Source organism: Halothiobacillus neapolitanus c2 (assembly GCF_000024765.1).
Classification (GTDB): Bacteria; Pseudomonadota; Gammaproteobacteria; order Halothiobacillales; family Halothiobacillaceae; genus Halothiobacillus; species Halothiobacillus neapolitanus.
Map to the genome: position 1 here is coordinate 1,177,681 of NC_013422.1, position 25,405 is coordinate 1,203,085.

Genomic DNA, 25,405 nt, shown 5'->3' on the forward strand with positions numbered 1-25,405 from the left:
AAATCCTTGAGATGACATCTTTGTGTCACAAGGTAGTATGGCTATTGTCTAAGAAAGTTAGCGCGCGATGTAAACGAGAAACAAAACGGGGTGTAGGATGCAGATGTCAAAACACGTTTTTCGTGCCTTGGCAATGGGTATGGTGGCAATGGGCGTGGTCATGGGGGCTGCTTTCCCCTTGTTCGTTTTGGGTTTCGGTGTTCCTAAATCAACCGCTTTTTCACCTACTTTTATCATTGCCACGCTTGTTGCCGGGCTCGTCGTCGGTGGACTGAATTTTGCCTTGGCCAGCCGCATCGTCCGACCACGTTTGCGTCAGTTGAGCTCAAGAATGCAGCAAGTGCGCGCGGCCATGCAAAAGGCGACTTTCTCAGGCGACTGGACGGCCTGTAACCCCGCAGTTTGTCGTTTGCATGAGCAGGACGAGGATGAACTCGGCGCCGTGGCCCAAAGCTACAATGCGTTGCTCCATGCGCTGCACGATGCCCATATGGTTGAAGCCCGCATTCGTGATTTCACCCAGACGGTATCCAGTAAACTTGATTTGCATGAACTGGGCGATCAAGCCCTGGGGTTGCTGCAAGCCAATGCACATGCTCAGGGCGGGGCGATTGTGCTCGAGCGTCAGGGCGAGTGGACTGTGTTGGCTTCCCGAGGGCTCTCCCATCCTGAAAAACTCGTAGAGAATAAAGTCTATTTCAACGCGAAGGATGAGGCGGTGCAAACGAGAATCACCCTGCCACCGGGCGTGACTGTTGATGCCATCCTATCCCATTTCGTACCCAGCGATGTCTTGCTGACACCCATTAAAAATCATGGATTTGTATTGGGTTGGGTCATTCTGGCCTCGGCCACTCCGTTTGCCGATGATGTACCACGATTAATGCCGCTGTTGATGCAAGGTCTGGGATTGGCACTCAATAATGCACTTCTGCATGATGATTTGCAGCGTGTTGCCGCCTTGGATCCGCTGACCGGCGTTTATAACCGTCGATTCGGTTTTAAACGATTGGAAGAGGAATTGACCCGTGCCTCACGGGACCACTCTTCTTTGTCCGTTTTACTGCTTGATCTGGACCATTTCAAGCGGGTAAACGATACATATGGTCATTTGAGTGGCGATAAAGTGCTTATTCGTACGGCGCACGTCTGTCGGGAAATCCTGCGTGAAGGCGATGTTCTGATGCGGTATGGGGGCGAGGAGTTTGTTGTTGTCCTGCCTGGTGCCAGCATTCAGGATGCACGTGATGTTGCCGAACGTATTCGCTTTGCAATAAGCCAGTCACAGATCAATCTGGGCGATCAATTGCTACAGGTCACGTCGAGTATTGGTGTTGCCGCCACGTCAGGCCAAAAAGCCATTGCTGCCGAAGAGCTGATTGCACTGGCCGACGAGCGCCTGTACAAGGCAAAAGCAACCGGCCGTAATAAGGTCGTATCCTAAGATGCCTCCAACTATTGTGCGCAGTGTTGTTTTGTCCGAAAGCCCATCAATCAGGGCGCGCGGCCGGGCATTTGGCTATTTCAAACAAACCGCGAGTAACTCAACGGGCGTAATAAGGTGGCCAAGTCCTCAAAGTATCCCGGTTCGGTAACGCTGCCATCAAATCTACTCTTGACAACCGATCAGAAGTCTATAATATGCGCCTCCTACTGACGCGGGATGGAGCAGCTCGGTAGCTCGTCGGGCTCATAACCCGAAGGTCGTAGGTTCAAATCCTACTCCCGCAACCAAACCTAAGCCCTTGATTGATATTCCTTTTTATCAGGAAAATATCATCAGGGGCTTTTTTTGGCCTTGATTTTCCCGATTCCGATGTCGGGATAAAGCGATTGCCGAATTCCGGTGTTATATGTTTGTCATGTGCTGCGAACATATCGTTCATAATCATGTTGGAACGACAAGAAACAGACTTGGCATGATGTGAGTTTGTTCGGATCAACAGGAGAGGATATGCGTCATTACACTACCTTTAGGCAACTGGAAATTTTCGAGGCTATAGCGCGGCTCGGAAGTTTTACCCGTGCCTCAGAAGAGCTCTTTCTAACGCAGCCAACGGTTTCCATGCAGATGAAAAAGTTATCGGAAATGGTCGGTGTCCCCTTGATCGAACAAGTAGGGAAAAAGATCTACCTGACAGAGGATGGACAGGAACTCGCGCAGGCAACCCGCGAAATTTTCGGCATCATGGACCGCTTTACCACCTTGGCTGCCGAGCGGCAGGGCTTAAAGAAGGGCCAGTTGCGGCTAATGGCGATTACGACTGCATCCTATTTCGCGCCCCGTTTATTGGGTGAATTTGCGAAACTCTACCCGGGCATCGAGGTAAGTTTGCGCGTTACCAACAAGGAGCAAGTATTGGCGAGTATTGCCAATAATCTGGATGATCTTTATCTGCTCGGTCAGCCACCCGAGGGCATGGAAATCGAATCCACGCCCATCATGGATAATCCGATTATTGTGCTGGCTGCACCTGATCACCCTTTGGCCAAAGAGAAAAACATCAGCCTTGAGCGCCTGGCTCAAGAGCCTTGGTTAATGCGTGAAAAAGGTTCCGGCACCCGTAATGCAATTGAGCGAAGGTTCGCTGAACTGGGTATCACGGTTCGTCCGCGGCTTGAGCTGGGTAGTAACGAGGCCATCAAGCAGGCGATTCTTACCGGGCTCGGTATTTCGGCCCTCTCTCGCCATACGCTCACACTAAATCAACCCGGCCAGTTCGCAGTTCTGGACGTACAGGGCTATCCGATTCTGCGGCATTGGTATGCCATTTATCCCGCCGGTCGGCAGATGTCGGTTGCGGCGCGGGCTTTTCTGGATTATCTGTTAGAACGACCAGAGCAGGAAAACACTTGAGTTGATGTCTACAAGGTCAGCTTTGCCACTATGTTTGCCTGCATGACGATTAGATTATTTGGTCAATGCAATGAACAGCTGCGGTAAGCGTTCGGGCAGGCGTTCAATATGGTCGATGATTGTGTACTGCTGCCCGAAAATCTCGCGCACATAATCGTCATCACCTGCTTTCAGACTGGCATCCAAACTGATGCAATAGGGGAAAATCCCCAGCTGGTCGAGTTCCTTAACCGCTTGACGCGCATCTTCAATCAAAAGCCGATCATCAGAAGTATCCACGTCCGAAGGCTTGCCGTCGGTCAGGATCAGCATGAGTTTCTTGTCTGCTTTCTGGGCGCTGAGGTAATGGGCTGCGTGGCGCATAGCTGCACCCATACGGGTTGAGTAACCAGCTTCTATTTTCGCCAGACGGGCTTTAACTTCGTCGTCCCAGCGTTCGCTGTAGCCTTTGATGTGCTGATAACGTACTTCGTGACGGGTATTGGAATGAAAACCGGCAATGGCGAAGGGGTCGCCGAGTTTGTCGATGGCCCAGGCCAGAAGCGATACGGCTTCCTGACTGAGTTCAAGGATGCTTTGTTCACTACCCGCCACCTTTTCGTTGAGTGATTCCGACAGATCGAGCAGCAGCATGACCGCGATACTGCGACCGTTGGTACGGTGGCTCATATTGATTCTGGGGTCGGGATTTGCGCCGCTCTTGTAGTCGATCAGCGAGCGGATGGCGACGTCGAGATCAAGTTCACTGCCTTCTTCTTGATAGCGAATACGTACCTTGTCCTGCGGCTTGAGCGCGTCGAGCATTTTTTTGAGCTGCTTGGCAAGCGCGGCATTCTTTTGCAGCAGGCTGTCGATATCGGCTGCGTTTCCACTGGGATGCAAAGCTTCATAGACACTAACCCAATCCGGGCGGTAGCTCTGACTCACGTAATCCCACTCGGGATAATGACGTGGCGGCAGGCCTTGGACTTCCTGTGGTTTGATTTTGCGCTGTTCATCGAAGGCTTCTTCCTCATCGCCCGCTTCGATGAATTTCCACAATTGGCGATTGTCGTCACGGTATTCGACAACGGTATTGTCGAAATGCACCTTGGAGAATTGATCGCTCTGGCGCCGCGTTCTGGCGACATAGCTCAGTGCTAGGAGGGCGACTTCGTTGGTGGTCGTGGTCGGCTGTTCCATGAGTGCGTGGAAACGCGCCGCAAATTCATTGAGGTTGGCATCCTTGTATCCGTGATTCGGGTCGAGCAGGGCTCGTGACATCATTACCAGCCGGTGGCGCAGGCAGGATGTGGTCTCTGGGTCGCAGGCATTTTCTTGCGGGTTCGGATGCATCGCGAGGAATAAGCGGCGTAGGCCGGGGTATTCGCGAATCAACAGGGTGTCGACACGGCAGTCTTCGAAAAACTCGACCGCCATGCGTTGGAAGGGGCTCCAGTTATCAGCGATCTGTGCTTCTGACCAGCGACGGTGCCCAACGATGTGGGCAAGCATGGCTCGATAACGATCAATGCCACGGACTCCGTTGCTGTCGTCGCAAACATCCGGCAGTCGAATGCCGAGTTTGTCGTAATAGGGAATGGGTTTGCGAATTTCATCAAATGCGGTGGAATAGGGCACCAGTTGCTCGCTGTCTTGCCACAGGGCTCGCAAATATAAATCAAGATTTCGCTCGTTATCGACCAGAAGCGTGCCATGCCGTTCGCGTTGCAGCACGGCGCGGCTGTCCGCGGATCGCAGGCTAAAATAATCCTTCTGGCGTTCGGGATGATTGTTGTAGTTGCGGACGCCATAGTCGACCCAGTTCTTCATTCCCGAGAGTGTGAGTTGGCTGAGCAGATTCGGTGCTTGGGCCAGAAAATCAGGCAATCCGGGGCTTGGGAATGTCGTGTGATGACCGTGGATCGACCCGGTGGTTCGCCCCATCAATTCCTGCGTGATATCCAGATATTCTTGAAGCAGTTCAACCGATTGCAACCGGCGCGCAACTGGTGCGAGTGTGCGGATAAACGGATCAATGGCCCGGCCATTGGGCGATTTTTGCATGACGCGGACGGTGTCCATAACGGCCGGGAGTGCGGATTCACCCACCGCTATGGCGGTTGCGGGCCATTCTTCCATGAACGCCAGCAGCGGTTCCACCCCACGGCCAAGTTTGCCAATCACGCGGGCGGCTTCGAGATAGGCGTCGATCCCTTCGGGACTGAGAGACGCAAGCGCCTCGGTCATGCAGTCTTCGAAGACTGCTTCGGCCAGGGGAAACCGGGTGTCGAGCTTTGTCCAATAGACCTGGAGTTGCGGATCTTGGGAAAGCGTATTATCCATGGCAGCCGCAGCTTCCTTTTCCGGAAATTTGGATGGGGGGGCACGGAACGCTGCCATAGGAGCAGAAGACACAGCAATCACCCGGCTGAGGGCGTAGCAACTCGTGACATTGCGTGCATTCATAAAACCATTGGCAAGCGTCTGTAGGCATGGTTTCTTGTTGCGCAAAGCCGCAATGCGGACAGGTGATAATGGAGGTTGTGATGATTGATTGCTCCATTTCCACCTCGAGTAGGTTAGGCAAAGGTTGCGTCGATCGCATGATCCAGCGTTTCACGAATGTCGATGTCATCGGTGATTGGGCGAACCAGCGCCATGCGGCAGGCGTCTTGTGGCGACACACTGTCCTTGATCAGGGTTGCTGCATAAACAAGCAGACGGGTTGAAATGCCTTCGTCAAGACCGTGACCTTTCAGATTGCGGGCCACGTTGCCGATTTTCACCAACTTGGCGACCGTATCAGCATCTAAACCGGTTTCCTTTGCCACGATCTCGGTTTCCAGTGCGGCATCCGGATAATCAAAATCGAAAGCGGTAAAGCGCTGCTTGGTGGATTGTTTCAAATCCTTCATCAACGTTTGATAGCCGGGATTATAGGAAATCACCAATTGGAAATCTGGATGGGCATGGATCAATTCGCCCTTTTTGTCGAGTGGCAGAGTGCGACGATGGTCGGTAAGCGGGTGGATCACCACCGTGGTGTCCTGACGCGCTTCAACGATTTCGTCGAGATAGCAGATGGCCCCGATGCGCGCCGCTGTTGTCAGCGGGCCGTCCAACCAACGTGTGCCGCCTTCGTCGAGCAGATAGCGACCCACGAGGTCGGATGCCGTCATGTCCTCATTACAGGCAACGGTAATTAGCGGTTTGCCCAGCTTCCAGGCCATGTACTCGACAAATCGGGATTTGCCGCAACCGGTCGGACCCTTGACCATGACGGGCAGACGATTCCGATAAGCGGCTTCGTAAAGGGCGACTTCGTTGGTCTGCTGCTGATAAAAGGGTTCATCTTGAATTTTGTATTGATCTTTATCGGTCATGGCATTGTTCCCTATCAATTTAGCTTGGAGGATTGCCCTTGGATGTCGTTCTCAGTGGAGCATCCAGGGAGGGTGAGCCTGAAGAAGCAAGCTGGGCGATGTACACGTGCTTGCATGCACATGGCCCAGATGGCTGTTGTAATTGATGTTCTGTTAGAATAACACCCTCGGTGAACCGAGGGTGTGAGCAATTAGACTAGGCGTTGATTACTTGTGAACGCCCAGCTTCTCGCGCCAGCCCGGGAAGATCGCGTCGGCATCTTTCGGGAACGATTCGAATGCACGAGCAAACTCTTTATGCTCCTTGGCGAACTCGATCGGATCGGCACCGGCCTTCCAGCACTCGTACGCTTGTTTGAGTGAAATGGCGCCAGCCGCTGGGCTGTCGATGTGGCCGTAAGAACCACCACCAGCGGTGTTGATCACGTTGCCGTGGCCCAAGTTCTCGAAGAAGCCTGGCAAACGCAGCGCGTTCATGCCGCCGGAGATGATCGGCGTAGTTGGCTTCATGCCGTACCACTTCTGGAAGTACACCGGACCTTGTGCTTCATCACGCTCGATCATGTATGCGATGTTGCGGTCATCGCCTTCGCCTTCCATCTTGCCGTAGCCCATGGTGCCCACGTGGATACCGGAAGCCCCTTGCAGACGGGAGATCTTCGCCAGAACGAACGCTGTGTAACCACGTTTGGCAGAAGGTGAAGTGATCATGCCGTGACCGGCACGGTGATAGTGCAGGTACTGGTTGGGATATTGACGACGAGCAGTCGTGATCATGCCTGGACCGCCAACAAAACCGTCAACGAGGAAGGCTAATTTGTCGGCGTCTGGGCCGAAAGTTTCCAGCCCGAAATCGGCACGGGCCATCATTTCGTAGTGATCGTCAGCAGTGATGTTCATGGAGAACAGTTTAGCCTGACCGGTTTCGTCCTGAGCACGCTTCATTGAGTCGTAAACGAGCGGCAGAACTTTCTTCAATGGACAGAATACCTGGTTGCCTTGTGGTTCATCGTTCTTGATGAAGTCGCCACCCAGCCAAAACTGGTAAGCAGCAGCGGCAAACGGCTCCGGGCGCAAGCCCAGCTTGGGCTTGATGATGGTGCCAGCGATGTAACCGCCGTTTTCGATCGGACGACCCAGGATGCGCCACATGTCGGATATGTCTTTAGACGGGCCGTCAAACAACTGGATGGCCCGCTCTGGGAAGTAGATGTCGTGAATTTTGGCGTGTTCGATGTCGCCCATGCCCTGGTTGTTACCGATGATCAAAGTCAATACGGATACCAGCATCATGCGACCGTCAGTGACGTTGCGGTCGAACAGGTCCATCGGATAGGCAATCCGCATGTCTTCAGTGGCTTCGTCGATGTAGTAAACCAGTGCGTCAACGCCTTTGGTGAAGTCGTCAGTGGTTGAAACTTCAACGTTGGTGCCGGTTGAAGATTCAGCTGCAAAGTGTGCAGATGCTTCAAGGTAGCCATGTCCCGCTTTCGGCTTCATTTTATAGGCGACAAGAATGTGCTTGCCACCTGCAATCAGGTCTTCTTCTTTCAGGCTGAGGTCGGCGTAACGTGCGGACTGATCCATGATGTAACTCCTCTGTTTTATAAAAAAATTCAGGATGGGTTTGTGAACAACGCCGATGCACTTTAAAACCCGTCTGATATAATTAATAATCAATAATATTTAGATAAAACATAAGGCAGGGCTTATACATTGCGCCGACTTACCTTGCGTCAATTGGTGGTCTTTGAGGCCGTTGCCAGACATCTGTCTTTCTCCAAGGCAGCTATTGAGCTTCACTTGAGTCAACCGGGTGTTTCCATGCAGGTTCGCCAGATCGAATCGTTCGTAGGGCTCCCGCTCACCGAGCAGGTTGGGAAGAAGATATTCCTGACCGAAGCGGGAAGAAATGTGCAGCACGCGGCCAAAAATATTTCTGCACAGCTGACCGACTTGGGGAATGCTCTGGCAAGACTCAAAGGCGTAGAGGAAGGGCAATTGAATATTGCGGTGACCTCTACGGTGAATGCGGTCGCGACAGAAATCCTCGCCGGATTCCGCAGTCGATATCCCAAGGTGTCGATTCACCTCGAAGTATCCAACCGGGCTGAAGTATTGAATCTATTGTCTGAAAATCGGATTGACTTGGCCATTATGGGGCAGGTACCCGATGGGTTGGGCTTGGAGGCGACGCAGTTTATGGATAACCCGTTGGTTGTGATCGCGCCCATTGATCACCCCTGGGTCGGACGAACTGATATTCCAATCGCTGAACTCGCGAATGAATCCTTTCTTGTCCGAGAGGATGGTTCGGGTACACAAGGCGCCATGGTGCGTTTCTTTTCAGCTAGAGAATTGAAAATCCACCAAAGCATGCAAATGAACAGTAACGAGGCGATCAAAATGGCCGTTCAGGCTGGATTGGGCCTGGGGATCATCTCAAAGCAGACATTGGAAATGGAATTGATGCTAGAACGTCTGGCTGTCCTTTCTGTAGAAGGATTTCCGATCATGCGTCATTGGTTTATCGTGCATCGCAGCGACAAGCTCCTGTCACCCGTGGCATCGGCTTTCAAGACCTACCTATTGGCCGAGTCGGCCACCCTCGTGCAGTGATTTTTCTTCATCGAATTTTCTGAAAGGCTGGGAAGGTCTTATAACCATTTGGGGTCTGATCGATCAGGCCAATGTGTTGTTCAGTTGAGGCATTGAACCTTGGTTTTGCCAAGAAGCCTCACCCGAGATGTCGATTACGGCAGTGGTTCAAGAAACCTTATCAGGCTGCTGAAATACTTATTTCAGCAGCCTGATAAGGGGAGCCGGAATCAACGCCGATCATGTGCAGTCTGAATAATCTTTGCGAGTTCCTTTTCGTCGTTATGGTCAATCTCAAGATCCTGTGCTTGGGTGAATAGTCCCGCTTGCGGATCGTTATAGGTTTTCTGATCCAGTTTCTGCTCGCTGTTGGCAACGATGGCTGAAACAACGGCATCGCCTGAGATATTCACAGCCGTTCGAATCATGTCCATTAAACGGTCTACGCCCAAAATCAGGCCGATACCCTCGACGGGTAGGCCCACTTGGTAGAACACCATCGAGAGCATGATGAGCCCAACGCCGGGCACGCCAGCCGTGCCGATGGAGGCGAGAACCGACATCATGATGACGGTGAGATAGCCGGTTATGCCAAGATCGATACCGTAAATATTAGCGATAAATACAGTAGCAACGCCTTGCATGATGGCCGTGCCATCCATGTTGATGGTCGCGCCGAAAGGAACGGTAAACGAGGCAACCGAATTATCGACCCCCATTTTTTCGGTAATAACACGCAGCGTCACCGGAATCGTGGCATTGGAACTGGCTGTGCTGAACGCGAAAATCTGTGCTTCTCTAATTTTGCGCATGAACTCCCGCGGGCTCAGGCCCGAGAAGGTTTTAAGGATAATCATCAAGGTAAAGAATAAATGCACCAGCAGGGCCGAAACGAGCACGATGACGTAGCCTGCCAGCTGGCCAAGCAAATCGAGGCCCAATTCGGCCATGGATTTGGCAATGAGTGCAAAAACGGCGTAGGGCGCCACAACCATGACCAGCGTGACCATCTTCATCATGATTTCGTTTGCCACCTCGATACCCGCAACAATACCCTTTGCCTTGGTGCCGACCATGACGATGCTGACCCCGAGCAAAATGGTGAAGAAGATCAAAGGCAGCATCTGGCCTTGCGCCATAGCTGCTAGTGGGTTCGTTGGAATTATGCCGATGAGTACTTCGGTGAGTGGTGGCGCGGTTTGTGTCGTGAAGCTGGTATCGGCGGCCAGGTTCATGCCAAGGCCAATATGGGCAGAGGTTGCAATGATTATGGCAACCGCGATGGCGATGGCAGTCGTGAGGATATAAAGTGCGAATGACTTGGTTCCGACGCGCCCAAGTATCTTGAGGTTGCCAATGCCGCAAACGCCACTGAGTAGAGAAAAGAAAACCAACGGCACTACAAGCATTTTCAGCGCATTGATAAACAACTTGCCCATCACGTAGAACAAGCCATCCACCACGTAGGTGTTGACGAAGCCACCTTTGACATTAAGCCCAGTCATATTGATCAACAGGCCGATGGCAATGCCGAGCCCCATGCCGATTAGTACCTTGCTGGTCAGGCTTAATTTTTTAGTAGCACTCATGCGGAGTTATGGCTCTCTTTTGATCATGTCTTCGTCAGGGTCGTAATCGGTTCGACCTTATCAGCAAATCTTGCCTTTTCAAATGCTCGCATGGTGTTTTGGTCAATAAATCAATAGGCTATGTTTTTATCTTCGGGGTGAATCAACTGTATTGGCAGTCGCCATTTGTTGGCAACGCGTTGGATGTACGCGAACGCATCGTCTTTACCTGAAATTTCATACATGCCAATACTGCGATCAAACCGTCAGATACTGGCCGATAAGCGCATCGTCGAGTGTGCCCATCGCCCCAGTGGCTTGAATTTCTCCGCGCTCCATAATCACGAAGTGGTCGGCAACCTGACGGGCAAAGGGTAGTTTCTGCTCCACGAGTAAAACAGCCAGACCCAGCTCCTGATTCAAGCGGCGCAACACCTCACCGATTTCAACCACGATATTAGGCTGGATGCCTTCGGTAGGTTCATCCAGCAGCAGGATTTTCGGGTCGAGCACCAGTGCTCGGCCAATGGCTAACTGTTGCTGCTGGCCACCGGAGAGATCGCCCCCACGCCGATAGCGCATTTCCTGCAATACCGGGAACAGGTCATATATTTGTGCCGGGATTTTACGCACCTTGTCGCGTCGTCCGGCCAGGGCAAGTTTGAGGTTTTCTTCTACGGTGAGCAGCGGGAAAATTTCTCGGCCCTGTGGCACAAAGCCAATACCGGCCCGTGCGCGTTGCTCTGTCGATGCCTTGGAAAGATCTTGTCCAGCAAAGTTAATATCGCCGCTTTTTAGCGCAACCATGCCCATAATTGAACGCATGAGCGTGGTTTTGCCGACACCATTGCGACCCAGCAGGCATACCAGCGCCCCGGCATCGATCGAGAGGTTGATATTGTTCAGGATATGGCTGCCGCCATAGTATTGATTAATGGCATTCAGTGTGAGCATGGTGTTTCTCCCAGATACACTTCGATGACTTTGGGATTGCTTTGCACGCTGCCCAAGCTGCCTTCAGCCAGCACACTGCCTTGATGCAAAACCGTGACGGTGCGGGCGATTTTGCGTACGAAGGCCATGTCGTGCTCGACAACGACGACGGTGCGTTCTCCGGCCAAACTGACCAGCAATTCCGCTGTTCTTGCCATTTCTTCACCGGTCATGCCCGCAACAGGTTCATCAACCAACAGAATGCGCGGGTTTTGGGCGAGCAACATGCCGATTTCAAGCCATTGTTTCTGACCGTGCGATAAGATGCCGGCCAATTGATGGCGCAACCCAATTAAGCCGATGGTGGTTAGCACCTCATCGATACGCGTTTGTTCTGCGGGTGTGCTGCGCGCCTTGAGCACTTGCCACGGCGCGCGCTTGCCCAGCAGGGTAAGTTCGATGTTTTCCGCCACGGTCAGTGCCTCGAAAACTGTTGGGCGTTGGAATTTTCTCCCCACCATGCCGTTGGCAATATCGTGCTCTGCCAGTTTGAGCAGTTCGATGTTCTGGCCGAAAAAAACTTGGCCAGAATCGGGTTTTCGCCGCCCAGTGATGACATCCATCATGGTCGACTTGCCCGCACCATTCGGGCCGATAATGCAGCGCAACTCGCCATCATCGAGTGTCAAATTGAGTTTATTAAGGGCTTTGAACCCATCGAAACTCAACGTGACATCTTCCAGATAGAGGATCGCCCCGTGGGTGACATCCGGTTGGCCGGGGATCGGGTTTGCCACGCGATCACCGATGATCTCGCTTTCGTTCGGAGCAGATAACATTACAGAACCTCCGGTTTGCTGTCTGTCGCTGGGGACGTTGTCGGTTTATCGGCTGCGGGCTTATGGGCTTTCTTGCGCCGCGCCAGCAAGCTGATCAGCCCTTTGGGTAGAAAGACGGTGACCAGAATGAACAGTCCGCCAAGCACGAACGGCCATAAATCCGGTGCCAATGAAGTGAGTTGTGTTTTGCTGTAGTTGACGGCGAAGGCACCGATAATGGGGCCAAACAGGCTGCCCCGACCACCGGTTGCCACCCAGGCAACCGCTTCGATCGACGATAAAGGCGAGAATTCGCCGGGATTGATGATGCCAACCTGCGGCACATACAATGCGCCCGCAACAGCGGCCAGCATGGCGGAAATCACGAACACGACCAGTTTGTATCGTGCCACCGGATAACCGCAGGCGCGGGTTCGCGGCTCGGCATCTCGAATCGCGACCAACACCCGCCCGAAGCGTGAGCGCACAATGGCTTGGGCAATAAAGTAGCCAAGGATCAGGGCAATACCCGAGGCGACAAACAAGCCCACGCGGGTGCCATTTTCGGCGATGGGAAACCCGAGAATATCTTTAAAATCCGTTAGGCCATTATTGCCACCAAAGCCCATCTCGTTGCGGAAAAAAGCCAGCATGAGTGCGTACGTTAGCGCCTGGGTAATGATGGCGAAATACACGCCGGAGACTTTCGAGCGAAACGCCAGCCAGCCGAATAAACCAGCCAAGATGCCCGGCACCAGCAGCACCATCAGGGCGGCAAACCAAAAATGATCGAAGCCGTACCAGTACCACGGCAGTTCATGCCAGTTCAAAAACACCATGAAATCCGGCAGATCGGGATTGCCGTACTGGCCGCGATCACCAATTTCACGCATCAGGTACATGCCCATCGCGTAGCCACCGAGTGCGAAGAATGCGCCATGCCCCAACGAAAGAATGCCGGCATAACCCCAGATCAAATCAATCGATACGGCCAACAGGGCATAGGTGAGGAATTTGCCGAGGATAGTCACGGTATAGGTGGAAACATGCCATGGGCTGCTCGCGGGCACTGCCAGATTGCCGATACTGACCCACAACAACATGAGCACAATCGCCAGCATCACGACTAAGCCGCCCCGTTCATGGCCTGCAAATAATGTCTTGAAAAGCATGGTCTATTCCTCCGCCGCGCGGCCCTTTTGCGGGAATAATCCACGCGGGCGTTTTTGAATAACGAGGATCACGAGCACCAGCACCACGACTTTCGCCAGAACAGCGCCGGAATAGGGTTCGAGAAATTTATTCAGCACGCCGATACCCATCCCGGCGACCAGCGTGCCCCACAAATTACCGACGCCGCCCAGTACTACGACCATGAATGAATCGACGATATAACTCTGGCCGAGATTGGGGCCGACATTCGTAATCTGCGCCAGCGCCACACCGGCGATACCGGCGATGCCGGAACCAAGACCGAAGGTGAGGGCATCGATCCAGTTTGAACGCACCCCGCAGGCTCGGGCCATGGCACGGTTTTGTGCGACAGCACGGATTCGTAACCCGAAGGTGCTTCGCTTGAGCAAAAGTAAAAGGGCAAAGAAGACGGTCAGTGAAAAAATCAGGATATACAGCCGGTTATATGTGATGGCGAATACCGGATTGACAACCCAGCTATTACTCATGAAATCCGGCAGGGCAACGGCACGATTGAGCGGGGTGAAAATAATTCGTGCGGCCTGTTGCAGCATCAGGCTCAAACCGAATGTTGCCAGCAGGGTTTCCAGCGGACGACCATAAAGGAAACGGATCAACCCGCGTTCAATCGCCATGCCGATAATGCCCGCGGCCAGAAAGGCACTCGGAATGGCCAGAAACAGCGCCGCGGTGAGGTGATTGGGCATCAGTTGTTGCAGCAGCCAGGTCGTGTACGCACCGATCATCATCATCTCGCCATGGGCCATATTGATGACCCCCATCACACCGAAGGTAATCGCCAGGCCAATCGCGGCCAGCAGCAATACCGAGCCGAGGCTGAGCCCGAACACCAGATTTTGCAAAAACTGCCATCCGGCCACACGGGTATTGATGGCATCGAGCGTTTTGGCCGCCGCCGCTTTCACAGCCGGGTCATTATCGTTACTCGCCAGATTCGCCAGTTTGGCGCGGATTTCCGGATCCAGTGCGTCGGCAACATCGGCAATGGCGACGAGCCGAACCTTGGGGTCGGCATCATTCAGTTCGAAACCAGCCACCAATTTGCGCAGATTCGCCTGCACATCCGCATCTTTGATTTGCGGTTCCAATGCTTTTATTTCATGGATATAGTCCGGAGTCAGCCGTGCAGAAAACAAATCCTGAGCGGCGTCACGGCGTTTGGATACATCGGGTGATGCCAGCGCCATCAGATCAAGACGCGGCCGCAACTGGATGCGAATCACGTTATTGATCGATACAGGTTGCCATTGGGCATCACTGGTGTTGCCGAGGATCTCTTCCGAGTCAATGGCGGAAATTTTTCCTGCGGCATCGGCAATACCGAGTTGCGCGACGGGCTTGGCTTTGACATAGAGCATGCCTTGATCAAGCGCATGCAGAACATCGGCGGCACCGGCCGGCGGCTGAAGTATCAAAGCCTTGATGGCGTGGCTGCGCGTCATGGCGTCATCACTTGCGATGGCGGAAACGGTGGGGCTGCCTGTTGCCAATGAAGGCGAAGCTGAGTCGGCCTGCGCCATCGGCATAGGGAGCGTTGCGCCCATCAGAAGGCACAACGTGAAAATTGGGGCGATCCAGTGCCGGAATCGTTTAAATCCGATTGGCGCGGCGCTGGATCGCGGGTGACTGCGGGTAAGATGCGTCATAAATCCATCCTCGGGAAACCGGCCAACCAACAATGGTTGGCCGTATGACAGAAGCTGCGTTCTGATTCTATGAACCTGATCCTGTGCACTTCTTGGTGACGGTGTTGTACGCGCCGCAGTTGATCGGCGGTGTCCAGTCCGCAATCAGATCCTTGCTGCCGGGCAGGTACGGGGACCATGCCTTGCCCGGCACTTCGGTCTTGGTTTTCCAGACGACATCAAACTGTCCATCATCCTGAATTTCCCCGATGTACACCGGCTTGGTGATGTAGTGATTGGGCAGCATTTTGGCCGTGCCGCCGGTCAGATTGGGCACTTCCACGCCGATGATCGATTCGAGGATCTTGTCCGTGTCGGTGGATTTGGCCTTCTCAACCGCCTTCACCCACATCTGGAAGGCAATGTACTCCGCTTCCATCGGGTCGTTGGTCACCGCTTTAGGGTCTTTCTTGAACTTCTTCCAGTTGGCGATATAGGCTTCATTTTCTGGCGTTTTGACGCTTTCGAAGTAATTCCAGGCCGCCAGTTGGCCGACCAATGGTTTGGTATCCATGCCGGAGAGTTCCTGTTCGCCCACGGAGAAGGCAACGACGGGAATATCCTGAGACTGAATGCCCTGATTGCCCAGTTCGCGATAGAACGGCACGTTGGCATCGCCGTTGATGGTGGAAACAACTGCGGTGGGTTTGCCCGCGCTGCCGAATTGCTTGATCTGGCTCACGATCGACTGCCAGTCGGACTGACCGAACGGCGTGTAGTTGATCATGATGTCTTCGTCCTTCACACCTTTTTGCTTGAGGTAGGCTTCCAGGATTTTGTTGGTGGTGCGCGGATACACGTAATCGGTGCCCGCCAATACCCAACGGGTAATGCCAAGCTCGTTCATCAAATAATCAACGGCCGGAATGGCTTGCTGGTTTGGCGCCGCGCCGGTGTAGAAAATATTGCGCGAGGATTCTTCGCCTTCAAACTGAACGGGATAGAACAGCAGGCCATTGAGTTCTTCGACGACAGGCAGGACGGATTTGCGGGAAACGGAAGTCCAGCATCCGAAAATGGCGGAAACTTTGTCCTTGCTGATCAGTTCGCGTGCCTTTTCCGCGAACAGGGGCCAATTGGATGCGGGATCGACGACGACTGCCTCTAATTTGCGCCCCATCACACCACCTTTGGCGTTCTGCTCGGCAATCAACATCAGCATGTTGTCTTTGAGTGCGCTCTCAGAGATGGCCATCGTGCCGGATAACGAATGCAGAATACCGACCTTGATTGGGCCTTCTGCGGCATTGGCAAACTCGATGCCCTTGAGGCCGAAACTAAGTGACAATCCGGTAGCGCCCACGGCTTTCATAAAGTTACGACGATTCATGGTTGTTCCCTCCATTGGGTTTTCTCATGCGGGTTTTTCTCAAACGAGATTTTCTTGCGGGGTCACAAGTGGGTTTGGCCGGATTCCGCCGGTCTCGGTTTCTGAAACGGGGTTGAGTGATGCAGCGCGTTCACGCATCCGTTCGCGCGCTTCATACAGGCGATGAAGGCTGATTTTCCGAACGGACTGTCTTGACAGTTCGATGTGGGTTTGAAGCAGCCGTTTGGCCTCGTTGCCACGGTGTTGAGCGATGGCCGCAAGAATGGCGGCGTGTTCGTTGTAGGTCGCTTCGATGCGATGGCTCTCGGTAAAATCCAGTTGACGCACAATGCGGATACGCTCGGTAACGCCGGTGTGGATTCGATGCAGTTCGGCATTGCCTGTCGCGGCAACCAGCTGGTTATGGAACTGCTCGTCGAGCGTGAATACGGCAGGGCCATCCGCCAGGCGTTCCGCTTCTGGTACCTGCCAGATTGCAGCGAGTTCGTTGACGCCCGACGGTTCTGTTTGTGCGGTCAAGCGGTCAATACTGGCGAGTTCGACGATGGTGCGAACTTCATACAGTTGGTCGAACACGGCAAAATCCAATTCGTTGACCCGCCAGCCGGATCGATTCTGAACGCTTAGAAAGCCTTCTCTTGCCAGCCGAGTGAGTGCTTCACGTACGGGTGTGCGGCTGGCGCCGGTCAGTTCGGCCACCGTTTTTTCACTGAAACGCTCGCCGGGCAGCAATTCGAAGTTAAACAGCGCTTTTTTGACTTGGGCGTACACGCGCTCGGCTAAAGCAGGCGTTTTGGCGCTGCGCGGCTGCTTTACCGGAAAACGCAAGGGCGGGGTCATGCGGGAAACTCCAGCGTGACCAGCGTTTGCCCCATCTGCACGAGTTGCCCCGGCGTGCAGGCGCACTGTGCGATGACTCCGTCCCGCGGTGCTTCGACGCTAAACTCCATCTTCATGGCTTCAATGATGGCGACCACCTGGCCGGCCTGTACGGCTTCACCGGGAGACACCAGCAGCTTCCAGATATTGCCGCTGATGCTCGCTGCAATCGGCTCACCCTCAACTTCGGTCTCAGTCAGCACGGCCTCGCGGATATTCAGACTGCCCTCATCCTCCTGCCAGAGGCTGACTTCTGCCTGATAGGCCACCGCTTGGCGCTCCTTGAATTCGTTAATTGATGACTGATTCGCTGCCAGGAATGCCTCATGTTCATCCAGTCGAAAAACGACTGCCTCAGTTTTGACATCCAATGCACCCGTGGCAAAGGCGCTGCGCATTTCGGTAAGCTCGGCCTCGCTGACCGGGTAAAACCGCACCTGATCGAAGAAGCGCAGCAGCCAAGGTTTTCCAGCCTCAAAGTTTGGGTGCGCGGGGCGACGGTTCCAGATGGGCAGCGTTCGCCCGACGAGTTGATAACCGCCGGGCGAATCCATGCCGTAGATGCACATATACACGCCGCCGATGCCCACCGTGCCTTCTGCCGTGTAGGTTCGAGCCGGGTTGTATTTGGAGGTAAGCAGACGATGCCGGGGGTCGAGCGGCACCGCACAAGGCGCACCGAGATACACGTCGCCTAAACCCAAGACCATGTAGGAGGCCGAATAAATGGTATCGGTGACGGCCTTGATATCTGGCAAACCATTGATACGCCGAATAAATTCGGTGTTGCTCGGTAACCAGGGTGCCGTATCGCGCACCGATTGGCGATAGCGTGCAACGGCATCCAGCGTGGCACTGTCTTCAAATGCCATCGGCAAATGCACGATGCGCGAATCCACCGATAAGGTACGTACATCGGCCAATTGCTGATTAATGTCGGCCAATCGGGCGACTAAACCCGACTGCGTGAGCCGTTTGGGCTCGTAGCGAATTTGCAACGAGCGCACGCCGGGGGAACACTCAAGAATGCCAGGCACCGGATCGGTTTGTAGATGCTGCATCAAGGCGTGAACCCGCAGCCGCAATGCCAAATCGAGAATGTTCTCGCCATATTCGAGCAATACATAACCATCGCCGGCTTGGCGAATCGTCATCCGTGGCAGGTTATTTTGCGCGGGCACATCCAGCAAAATGCACTGTCCCAATTCTGCTTGCAAAAATGAAGGGGGATGTGGTGACAGAAGGGTATCAATTGCTGCATCCTGAGCCTGTTCGAGCGCACGCGCCTGTGCATAACTGATGGGGATGAACCGAATGGTATCGCCGGGCTTGAGCTGCCCGACCTTCCAGAGCTCGGCGCGCACAATGGTGGCAGGGCAGACAAATCCACCCAGGCTCGGGCCATCGCGCGTGAGAATGACGGGCATGTCGCCGGTAAAATTGATCGAGCCGACGGCGTATTCCGTATCGTGGATATTCGAAGGATGCAAACCTGCCTCGCCCCCATCGCTGCGCGCCCAGCTGAGTTTGGGGCCCGACAAGCGAATGCCTAGGCGGTTGCTGTTGTAATGCACCGCCCAATCTGTGGTGAAGAACTGCTCGATGGCCTCGGGCATGAAATAATCCGGCGCTCCGTGCGGTCCATAAAGCACGCCGATTTCCCAGTGATTCCCATAGGCGGGCATTAGCGCCGCATCCGCCACCTTGGGCGCGAATGCCGCCGTCGCCGTGCCGATGGGCAGGATGTCGCCGACCTGCAGGATGCGCCCTGCATGCCCACCCATTTTGCCGAGTGCAAATGTTGAACGGCTGCCCAGATACTCGGGCACGTCGATGCCGCCCCGGATGGCCAGATATACGCGAGCGCCGCTCTGAACCTGTCCGATGCTTAAAGTTTGCCCGGCTTCGATGGCGATGGGTCGACCGGCTTGGACGTTCTGATCATCCAGCCGAATGTCGGCTTCGGCGCCCGTAATGGCGACCATGCTATCCCGATGGAATTTGAGGGATGGGCCCACCAGCGTGCACTCCAGCCCCGCCATGTCCGGCGTGTTGCCAACGATTCGGTTTGCCAGACGCAAGGCGTAATCGTCCATGGGGCCGGAAGGCGGCACCCCGATGTGCCACAACCCCAATCGGCCAGGAAAATCTTGCACCGTGGTGTAGGTGCCCGGTTTGATGATTTCGATGGCCGGTGGCCGATACGCTCCGGAGGCAAGAAAGTGGTCGATACTGCCGGTGCTGTGGGTGCCCGCCACGAAATCCGGCAGGGAAAGCAGGTCGCGTAGAAACGGCAGATTGGTTGAAATGCCGTCAAAGCGCGTTTTGGCAAGTGCTTCAGCCAGATTCGACAGCGCTTTGCTGCGCGTCTCGCCCGTAACGATGATCTTGGCCAGCATCGGATCGAACTGGGCAGGCACCGTGGTGCTGGTTTCAACCCAGGTATCCACGCGGACGAATTTATCATCGGGCAGCGTCACATTGCTGAGTTGGCCGGGCGCTGGCTGGAAGTGGCGCAGCGGTTCTTCGGCATACACGCGCACTTCAATGGCATGACCATGCGGGGTGGGGGCGCTCAGTTCGAAGGGCACACCAGCAGCCAGAGAAACCATCCATTCGATTAAATCAACGCCTGTGACTTCTTCGGTGATGGGGTGTTCAACCTGAAGGCGAGTATTGACTTCAAGAAAATAGAATTCATCGCGGGGCGCATCGTAGATATATTCGACCGTACCCGCGGATTGATAGGCGATGGACTCGCCCAATCGCTCGGCGGATGCCAGCATGGCCGCGCGTGTTTTGGCTGGCAAATTCGGCGCGGGTGTTTCCTCGATGACCTTCTGATTGCGCCGTTGCAGTGAGCAATCCCGTTCGCCAAGCGCAACCACGCGACCCTTGCCATCCCCGAAGATCTGCACTTCAACATGGCGGGCATGATCGATGAATCGCTCGACGAACACGCCACCATCGCCAAAGAAGCGTGCGCCCATACCGGCCACTGCTTCGAACGCGTCAATGAGCGCGGGTTCATCGGCGCAACGCTTTAACCCAATCCCACCGCCCCCAGCCGTGCTTTTGAGCATGATCGGATAACCGATTCGTTCTGCCTCATGCAATGCAGCTGGCAGATCCTTGAGCAAGTCGCTACCCGGTGCGAGCGGCACTTTCGCTGCGGTGGCCAGTTCACGTGCGCGGTGCTTTAAACCAAATTCACGCAATTGATTGGGTGTCGGACCAATGAATGCGATCCCTTCGTGGGCACAGCGTTCAGCGAAGTCGGCGTTTTCGGAGAGAAAACCGTAACCGGGAATAATGGCTTGCACACCGTGTGTTTTTGCCAGTGCGAGAATCCGATCCGCCTGAAGGTAACTTTCTGCCGCCGTTTGGCCACCCAATGCAATCGCTTCATCACAGGCGCGGATATGTGGGCTGTCGGCATCGGAATCACTGTAAATGGCGACGGAGGTGACACCCATTTTTTTCAGGGTACGCGCAATTCGGACTACTATTTCCCCCCGATTGGCGATCAGAACCTTATCGAACATCATGTTCGGCATCGTGTTAGGCATGAGAACATCAGGCATGCGTAATTCCTTTTGGTTGGGGAGCCAATGGCGCAGATTGACGGGAGGCGATGTAGGGTCGCCAGCCGCCAAATGCCGTCACGTCTTTTGCGTCCTGCAGGGCGCGTGGTTCACAGATAAACCCGGTCACCTGCCGTCCATCGACGAGCGTAAGGCTGCCGAGGCCCAGCGGTGGCGGGATTTCTTGAATAAAGTCGGCCAAAGCAGTGCGCGGGAGTGCCCACACTTCAACGATGATTTCATCGCCTTCGGTATCGAACACCAGGCCCGGCTTGGGTGGTGTGGTATTGGCAAGAGCATAGAGTCTATAAGACGCGGCCGTGGTGGTTTGTTCGAGCAGGCGACCACCTCGGTTCGTTAACTGGTGATTCAGCGGCATGCCCGTCAGGTGCGCCCCCACAACGGCGAGCTCAATTTCATCATGGCGCAGGGGCGGGATGGTCGCTTGTTCCTGGTTCAACTGTTTGGCAATGGCGGCCAATCGGGCGTCGGCCCAGGCTTCGGCAATCAGGGTGATACCGAACGGCAGTCCGTCATCACGCAAACAGGCGGGCACAGCCAACGCGGATAAATCAGCTAGATTGACAAAGTTGGTGTAGGTGCCGAGTTCGGAATTGAGTTTGATCGGCTCGGCCAATAGGGCTTCAATCGTGGGGAAAATCGGTGCCGTTGGCACCATCAGCGCATCAAACTCAGACAGGGCTTGTTGGATTTTCCTTGCCAAATCCGCTCGTTGGTATTCGGCATTGAACGTATCGACGGCGGAGAATTTTTTACCGGAAAGCACGATTTCGCGCACCACGGGGTGGATGGCCTCGGGTTGCTCTGCCACAAACTCAGAAAGCGCGGCCAAACGCTCGGCCACCCAAGGACCGTTATAGAGCAGCGGTGCCAATGCAAAAAAAGGCGTCGGATCGATTTCCGTCAGCGTGATGCCCCGTGCAGCCAGTTGTGCGACATAGGCATTCCAGGCGGCCTGTTGCTGCGTATCGCCAAACCAACTTAAATTGCTGAACGTGGCCAGCTTAAGATTCGTGCTCGAAAAAGATGTCACGGCCGGTTGGGCTTGCCGCGCATAAGGATCTTCTGGGTCATAAACACCGGCGACGGCGAGCACGTTTTGGGCATCGTCCACCGTATGCGCGAAGATCGAAATGCAATCGAGTGTGCGGCACGCCGGGATTAAACCGTTCGTGCTGATATACCCCTTGCTCGGTTTCAACCCCACCAGTTGGTTGCAGCCGGCCGGGACTCGACCTGAACCGGCCGTATCTGTACCCAATGAAAAGGCCACTTCACCCAGCGCCACCGCCACCGCCGAACCGGAACTAGAACCGCCGGAAATATGCGCCTCACTGAACACCGAATGGGGAATGGAATAGGGCGTGCGCGTTCCGTTTAGGCCCGTCGCGAATTGATCTAGATTGGTTTTACCGATACAGATGGCACCGGCCTTTTTGAGCTTGGCGATAACAAAGGCATCCGAATCTGGCGTGTAGGCATATTCAGGACAACCTGCGGTCGTCGGCATGCCCGCAACATCGATGTTGTCCTTGACGGCAAACGGTACCCCGTAAAGCGGCAGGTCGTTTGCGTCCGTCTTCAGAAGTTCGTTAATTTGTGCTTCAAGCACATCCAGCGCGACAAGATGGATCCATTGTGGGGTTTTTCCCGCTGCGCACTTGGCAATACGTTTTTGCTGCCGATCAAGCAGATCACGAGCGGCCGCTTGGGGATTGGTTTTCCATCGATCCAACCAACCCGCGATTGTCAGCACACTCTCCGTGCCCGTATCTTTTTTAACATTGTGTTGGTCTTCGTGCTGGACAACCTGCTTTTGCATAACGCACACCTTCTTGTATTTCATCTGGTATACAAGAGATAGCGATAATGATGCCAACTTCATTAATCCATAAATAACAATTAGTTACGTCGGTTTTGCAGTATTGGGATCGTGTTTTGCGCTCTTTTATGGCGCAACCCAAGCGAAGCAATGATTGAAATTGGTGCAAGTCGGTGCGTTCCATTCCGGATTCGCAACGATGATCACGGGATGAGATGGCCCTGCATGAAGCGCAAGGTGGGTAGCAAGATGCTTTCAAGCAGCGCATGAACTGCTTTAGGGCTGCCGGGTAACGCTAAAAGGACGAGGCCGTTATTGGTCACACTCGCGCAGGCCGTGCGACCGGGGCGGGTATGCACCCCTTCGAAGAGAGGTTGACCATGACGGGAGAGTGCACGGCGGGTGAAGTCATGCGTGCCCACGGAGGTGCCGCCAATCAAGATCAATAGATCGGGGCGTTGAGCACGCGCTGTACTGAGTGCCTGGTCAATGGCAGCCAGATCATCTTTTACCGCCGCGGTGTGAATGATTTGCCCAAGGCGGTGCTGATCAAGCGTCGATTCGATCAGAAGGGCATTGTGCTCGTACAAATGACCGCGTGGTAAGGGTGATCCGGCGGGTGTCAGTTCGTTGCCGATGACTAACAAGGCAATCCGCGCCGGTCGATGCACCGACAACTGGCTGATGCCGTGACGCGCTGCCTTGGCAAGATCAGCCGGCAACAGTGGTGAATGAGCGGAAATCAGTAGGTCGCCCACTGCAGTCACACTGCCTATCGCCTCGGTATCTTTTCCAAGCTCAATGCGCGGAAGTAAGCCGCGCAGTGTCTGACCAAACCGCTGCGCACATTCTTGTCGTAACACGGTATCCGCGCAAATTGGCAGCGGCGCCCCCGTCGCAATGCGCACTGCGGTGTGTGTTGGGAGCGGTTTATCGGCTATTTGCCCGGCAATCACTTCGTCTAGAACATGCCATTGGGCCTCGGGTTCTACTTCGGCCGCGCGCAGCGCGTAACCGTCCATCATGGCACGGGTGAACGGCGGAAAAGCCATCGGCGCAGGCAGCGGTTCAGCGAGACAACGGCCCAGCGCCGCACGGAGCGGTACCGTCTCGCAAGGTGTCGGTTGAATATGGGCGCAGAGCCGTTCGACGGCTTCGGCGGGTGAAGGATTGGTATCAAAAATAGCGCAGGTATCTTGCGGCGGGGCGCCGACTGGAGGCTCAAGCAAGGGTGTATTCATGTCAGCGCCTCGCGTCTTGAGTGGTGCGACCGCAATTGTTCTGGGGTGTTGAGGTTGCCAAAAGCCCAGGCATCTTGATCCAGTGCGCACACGCTGTAGCGACCGGCTGTGAGCACACTGAGCAAACGTGTATCGGCCGATGCCGGGCGCTGACTCAAGCAGGGTCGATGAATCAAGGCAACCGTCGGTTGCAATCGCGATCCGTCGTGCGCAATAACGACCGCTGCGCGGGTTTGCTCCTGCACTTGCCACAAGGCGGCAAGCCAGTGCGGTTGATAATCGGGCATGTCGCAGGGGGCGAGCAGTAGCCAGTCGTTTTTGGCATAGCGGCTGGCATGGACCAAGGCAGCGGCGGGGCCTGCAAACAGGTGCTCTGTGTGGACGGGGTCGGCCACGACAGGATGGCCCCATTGGCGGTATCGATCCAGATGGCGATTGGCATTGATCAATACCTCATCGGCGAGCAGCGAGAGTGTTTTGATGATCGGATCAATCAACACGCCGCCCTCAAAAGGCAAAAGCCCCTTGTCGACTCCGCCCATACGCCGACCAGCGCCCCCGGCGAGGATCAAAGCACTGACCGGCGGATAAGCGTTCATTGTGGCGACCTCTCAAGGGCCGCATGCGCCCAATGGTCGGCCAGCGCATCCACGAGCGGCTTCATGAAAAACCGACCGTCGGGCACGACATCTACCTTTACGCCGTGCTCGATCAGATAGTTCGCCATGATCGGGCCAATGGCCGCGATGCGCACGCGCGCCAGTCCGCGTTCAAGTTGCTGTTCGCAGTCGTGTGCTTTGGCCACACTGGCCAGCCGTTTGTATTGGGGTTGACTGGTAAATGCCAGGGCGTCGATTTGCCCTTGAGCCAATTCTTCAATTAGCGCCAGCACGGCACCGGTCTCGGATTCACTGGCGTAAATGTACGGGGCGACGGGTACGGGCGTGGCACCGAGCGCGGTGATGGCCGCTTGCAGTGGCGCGTTTTCTTCGGTTCCGTACAACACCACGCCGATGCGGGGAGATAAGGCCGGCAGGGTAAATAAGGTGGTGATAATGCCCGCGCTGGTGGGTTCTACGGCCTGAATGCTGGGTTGTAACCCCCAGGTCTTCAGCGCACGGCCCGGTTTTGGGCCGCGCACAATCAATCGGGTGGTGCTAAGTTTTTGCAAAAACGCGTCCACCAAACCGGTGCGTTTAGCGGCTTGAATCAAGCGAGTAATCCCCTCACCGGTCAGGATAATGAGATCGGTCATCGTGGCATCGGCGATAAACGCGCGTATCCAGGCGATGATGGGCGCTTGATCCGGCGCGTCGTGAATACTGACCAGCGGGCAGCGGCGAATCGCAGCCCCCCGGCGTTCGAATAGGGCGGCCAACACATCCAGCTGCCTTGATTCGGGCAGGGCGATGGTGCGGCCAGAGAACTGATTGGGATTAATGTCTTGCATGGTGAATCCCCTGGAATAAATCCGGAACAAACGGCTTCC

General features: G+C 54.8%; 19 protein-coding genes and 1 tRNA gene. 4 read left to right on the forward strand and 16 right to left on the reverse strand.

Features of this window, described 5'->3' with window-relative positions; all coding sequences use genetic code 11:
- Positions 1 to 103 precede the first annotated feature (103 nt).
- From HNEAP_RS05480 to HNEAP_RS05490, 3 genes are all read left to right on the forward strand, one after another.
- Positions 104 to 1,444, forward strand: coding sequence for a GGDEF domain-containing protein (locus HNEAP_RS05480; RefSeq protein ID WP_012823962.1), 1,341 nt, complete (start codon positions 104 to 106; stop codon positions 1,442 to 1,444).
- Positions 1,445 to 1,657: 213 nt separating this feature from the next.
- A tRNA-Met gene (locus HNEAP_RS05485) sits at positions 1,658 to 1,734 on the forward strand.
- Positions 1,735 to 1,954: 220 nt separating this feature from the next.
- The gene (locus tag HNEAP_RS05490; RefSeq protein ID WP_012823963.1) at positions 1,955 to 2,857 is read left to right on the forward strand and encodes a LysR family transcriptional regulator; all 903 of its coding nucleotides are present in this window, start codon (positions 1,955 to 1,957) and stop codon (positions 2,855 to 2,857) included.
- Positions 2,858 to 2,911: 54 nt separating this feature from the next.
- Here the strand turns inward: HNEAP_RS05490 and HNEAP_RS05495 are convergent, their stop codons facing one another.
- The 4 genes from HNEAP_RS05495 to HNEAP_RS05505 all read right to left on the reverse strand — a co-directional run bounded on the left by HNEAP_RS05495 (position 2,912) and on the right by HNEAP_RS05505 (position 7,809).
- Positions 2,912 to 5,182 (reverse strand): nitric oxide reductase activation protein NorD, encoded by a 2,271-nt coding sequence (locus HNEAP_RS05495; RefSeq protein WP_012823964.1) that lies wholly within the window; start codon positions 5,180 to 5,182, stop codon positions 2,912 to 2,914.
- Positions 5,175 to 5,402, reverse strand: coding sequence for a GDCCVxC domain-containing (seleno)protein (locus HNEAP_RS12960; protein WP_012823965.1), 228 nt, complete (start codon positions 5,400 to 5,402; stop codon positions 5,175 to 5,177). The genes HNEAP_RS05495 and HNEAP_RS12960 overlap by 8 nt, the downstream gene beginning before the upstream one ends.
- A gap of 16 nt (positions 5,403 to 5,418) precedes the next feature.
- Complete coding sequence (locus tag HNEAP_RS05500; RefSeq protein WP_012823966.1) at positions 5,419 to 6,222, reverse strand: CbbQ/NirQ/NorQ/GpvN family protein; 804 nt, start codon at positions 6,220 to 6,222, stop codon at positions 5,419 to 5,421.
- 207 nt (positions 6,223 to 6,429) lie between these two features.
- A complete protein-coding gene (locus HNEAP_RS05505; RefSeq protein ID WP_012823967.1) occupies positions 6,430 to 7,809 on the reverse strand; it encodes a ribulose-bisphosphate carboxylase in 1,380 nt (459 codons plus the stop codon).
- Positions 7,810 to 7,938: 129 nt separating this feature from the next.
- Between HNEAP_RS05505 and HNEAP_RS05510 the strand changes: the two genes are divergently transcribed.
- Positions 7,939 to 8,841, forward strand: a complete 903-nt coding sequence (locus tag HNEAP_RS05510) for a LysR family transcriptional regulator (RefSeq protein WP_012823968.1) — start codon at positions 7,939 to 7,941, stop codon at positions 8,839 to 8,841.
- Positions 8,842 to 9,050: 209 nt separating this feature from the next.
- Here HNEAP_RS05510 and HNEAP_RS05515 read toward each other — a convergent pair whose 3' ends face one another.
- The 12 genes from HNEAP_RS05515 to HNEAP_RS05570 all read right to left on the reverse strand — a co-directional run bounded on the left by HNEAP_RS05515 (position 9,051) and on the right by HNEAP_RS05570 (position 25,366).
- Positions 9,051 to 10,409 (reverse strand): dicarboxylate/amino acid:cation symporter, encoded by a 1,359-nt coding sequence (locus tag HNEAP_RS05515; protein WP_012823969.1) that lies wholly within the window; start codon positions 10,407 to 10,409, stop codon positions 9,051 to 9,053.
- A 237-nt stretch (positions 10,410 to 10,646) separates the two neighbouring features.
- Positions 10,647 to 11,342 carry an urea ABC transporter ATP-binding subunit UrtE gene (gene urtE, locus HNEAP_RS05520; RefSeq protein WP_012823971.1) on the reverse strand — a complete coding sequence of 232 codons (696 nt, stop codon included), beginning with the start codon at positions 11,340 to 11,342 and terminating at the stop codon, positions 10,647 to 10,649.
- Entirely contained in the window at positions 11,330 to 12,160 is an 831-nt protein-coding gene (gene urtD / locus HNEAP_RS05525) for an urea ABC transporter ATP-binding protein UrtD (RefSeq protein ID WP_012823972.1), read from the reverse strand. Before urtD ends, urtE begins: the two co-directional genes overlap by 13 nt.
- Positions 12,160 to 13,311 carry an urea ABC transporter permease subunit UrtC gene (gene urtC, locus HNEAP_RS05530; RefSeq protein ID WP_012823973.1) on the reverse strand — a complete coding sequence of 384 codons (1,152 nt, stop codon included), beginning with the start codon at positions 13,309 to 13,311 and terminating at the stop codon, positions 12,160 to 12,162. The genes urtD and urtC overlap by 1 nt, the downstream gene beginning before the upstream one ends.
- Positions 13,312 to 13,314: 3 nt before the next feature.
- A complete protein-coding gene (gene urtB / locus HNEAP_RS05535; RefSeq protein ID WP_012823974.1) occupies positions 13,315 to 15,000 on the reverse strand; it encodes an urea ABC transporter permease subunit UrtB in 1,686 nt (561 codons plus the stop codon).
- Between the two features lie 67 nt (positions 15,001 to 15,067).
- Entirely contained in the window at positions 15,068 to 16,369 is a 1,302-nt protein-coding gene (gene urtA, locus HNEAP_RS05540; RefSeq protein ID WP_012823975.1) for an urea ABC transporter substrate-binding protein, read from the reverse strand.
- A 39-nt stretch (positions 16,370 to 16,408) separates the two neighbouring features.
- A complete protein-coding gene (locus HNEAP_RS05545) occupies positions 16,409 to 17,209 on the reverse strand; it encodes a GntR family transcriptional regulator (RefSeq protein ID WP_012823976.1) in 801 nt (266 codons plus the stop codon).
- Positions 17,206 to 20,832 (reverse strand): urea carboxylase, encoded by a 3,627-nt coding sequence (uca, locus tag HNEAP_RS05550; RefSeq protein WP_012823977.1) that lies wholly within the window; start codon positions 20,830 to 20,832, stop codon positions 17,206 to 17,208. The genes HNEAP_RS05545 and uca overlap by 4 nt, the downstream gene beginning before the upstream one ends.
- The gene (gene atzF / locus HNEAP_RS05555) at positions 20,825 to 22,675 is read right to left on the reverse strand and encodes an allophanate hydrolase (RefSeq protein ID WP_012823978.1); all 1,851 of its coding nucleotides are present in this window, start codon (positions 22,673 to 22,675) and stop codon (positions 20,825 to 20,827) included. Before atzF ends, uca begins: the two co-directional genes overlap by 8 nt.
- A gap of 203 nt (positions 22,676 to 22,878) precedes the next feature.
- The gene (locus HNEAP_RS12240; protein ID WP_012823979.1) at positions 22,879 to 23,916 is read right to left on the reverse strand and encodes a molybdopterin molybdotransferase MoeA; all 1,038 of its coding nucleotides are present in this window, start codon (positions 23,914 to 23,916) and stop codon (positions 22,879 to 22,881) included.
- Positions 23,913 to 24,515 carry an NTP transferase domain-containing protein gene (locus HNEAP_RS05565; protein WP_012823980.1) on the reverse strand — a complete coding sequence of 201 codons (603 nt, stop codon included), beginning with the start codon at positions 24,513 to 24,515 and terminating at the stop codon, positions 23,913 to 23,915. The genes HNEAP_RS12240 and HNEAP_RS05565 overlap by 4 nt, the downstream gene beginning before the upstream one ends.
- Positions 24,512 to 25,366: a uroporphyrinogen-III synthase gene (locus HNEAP_RS05570; RefSeq protein WP_012823981.1), complete on the reverse strand. Its 855-nt coding sequence runs from the start codon at positions 25,364 to 25,366 to the stop codon at positions 24,512 to 24,514. Before HNEAP_RS05570 ends, HNEAP_RS05565 begins: the two co-directional genes overlap by 4 nt.
- Positions 25,367 to 25,405: the final 39 nt, after the last annotated feature.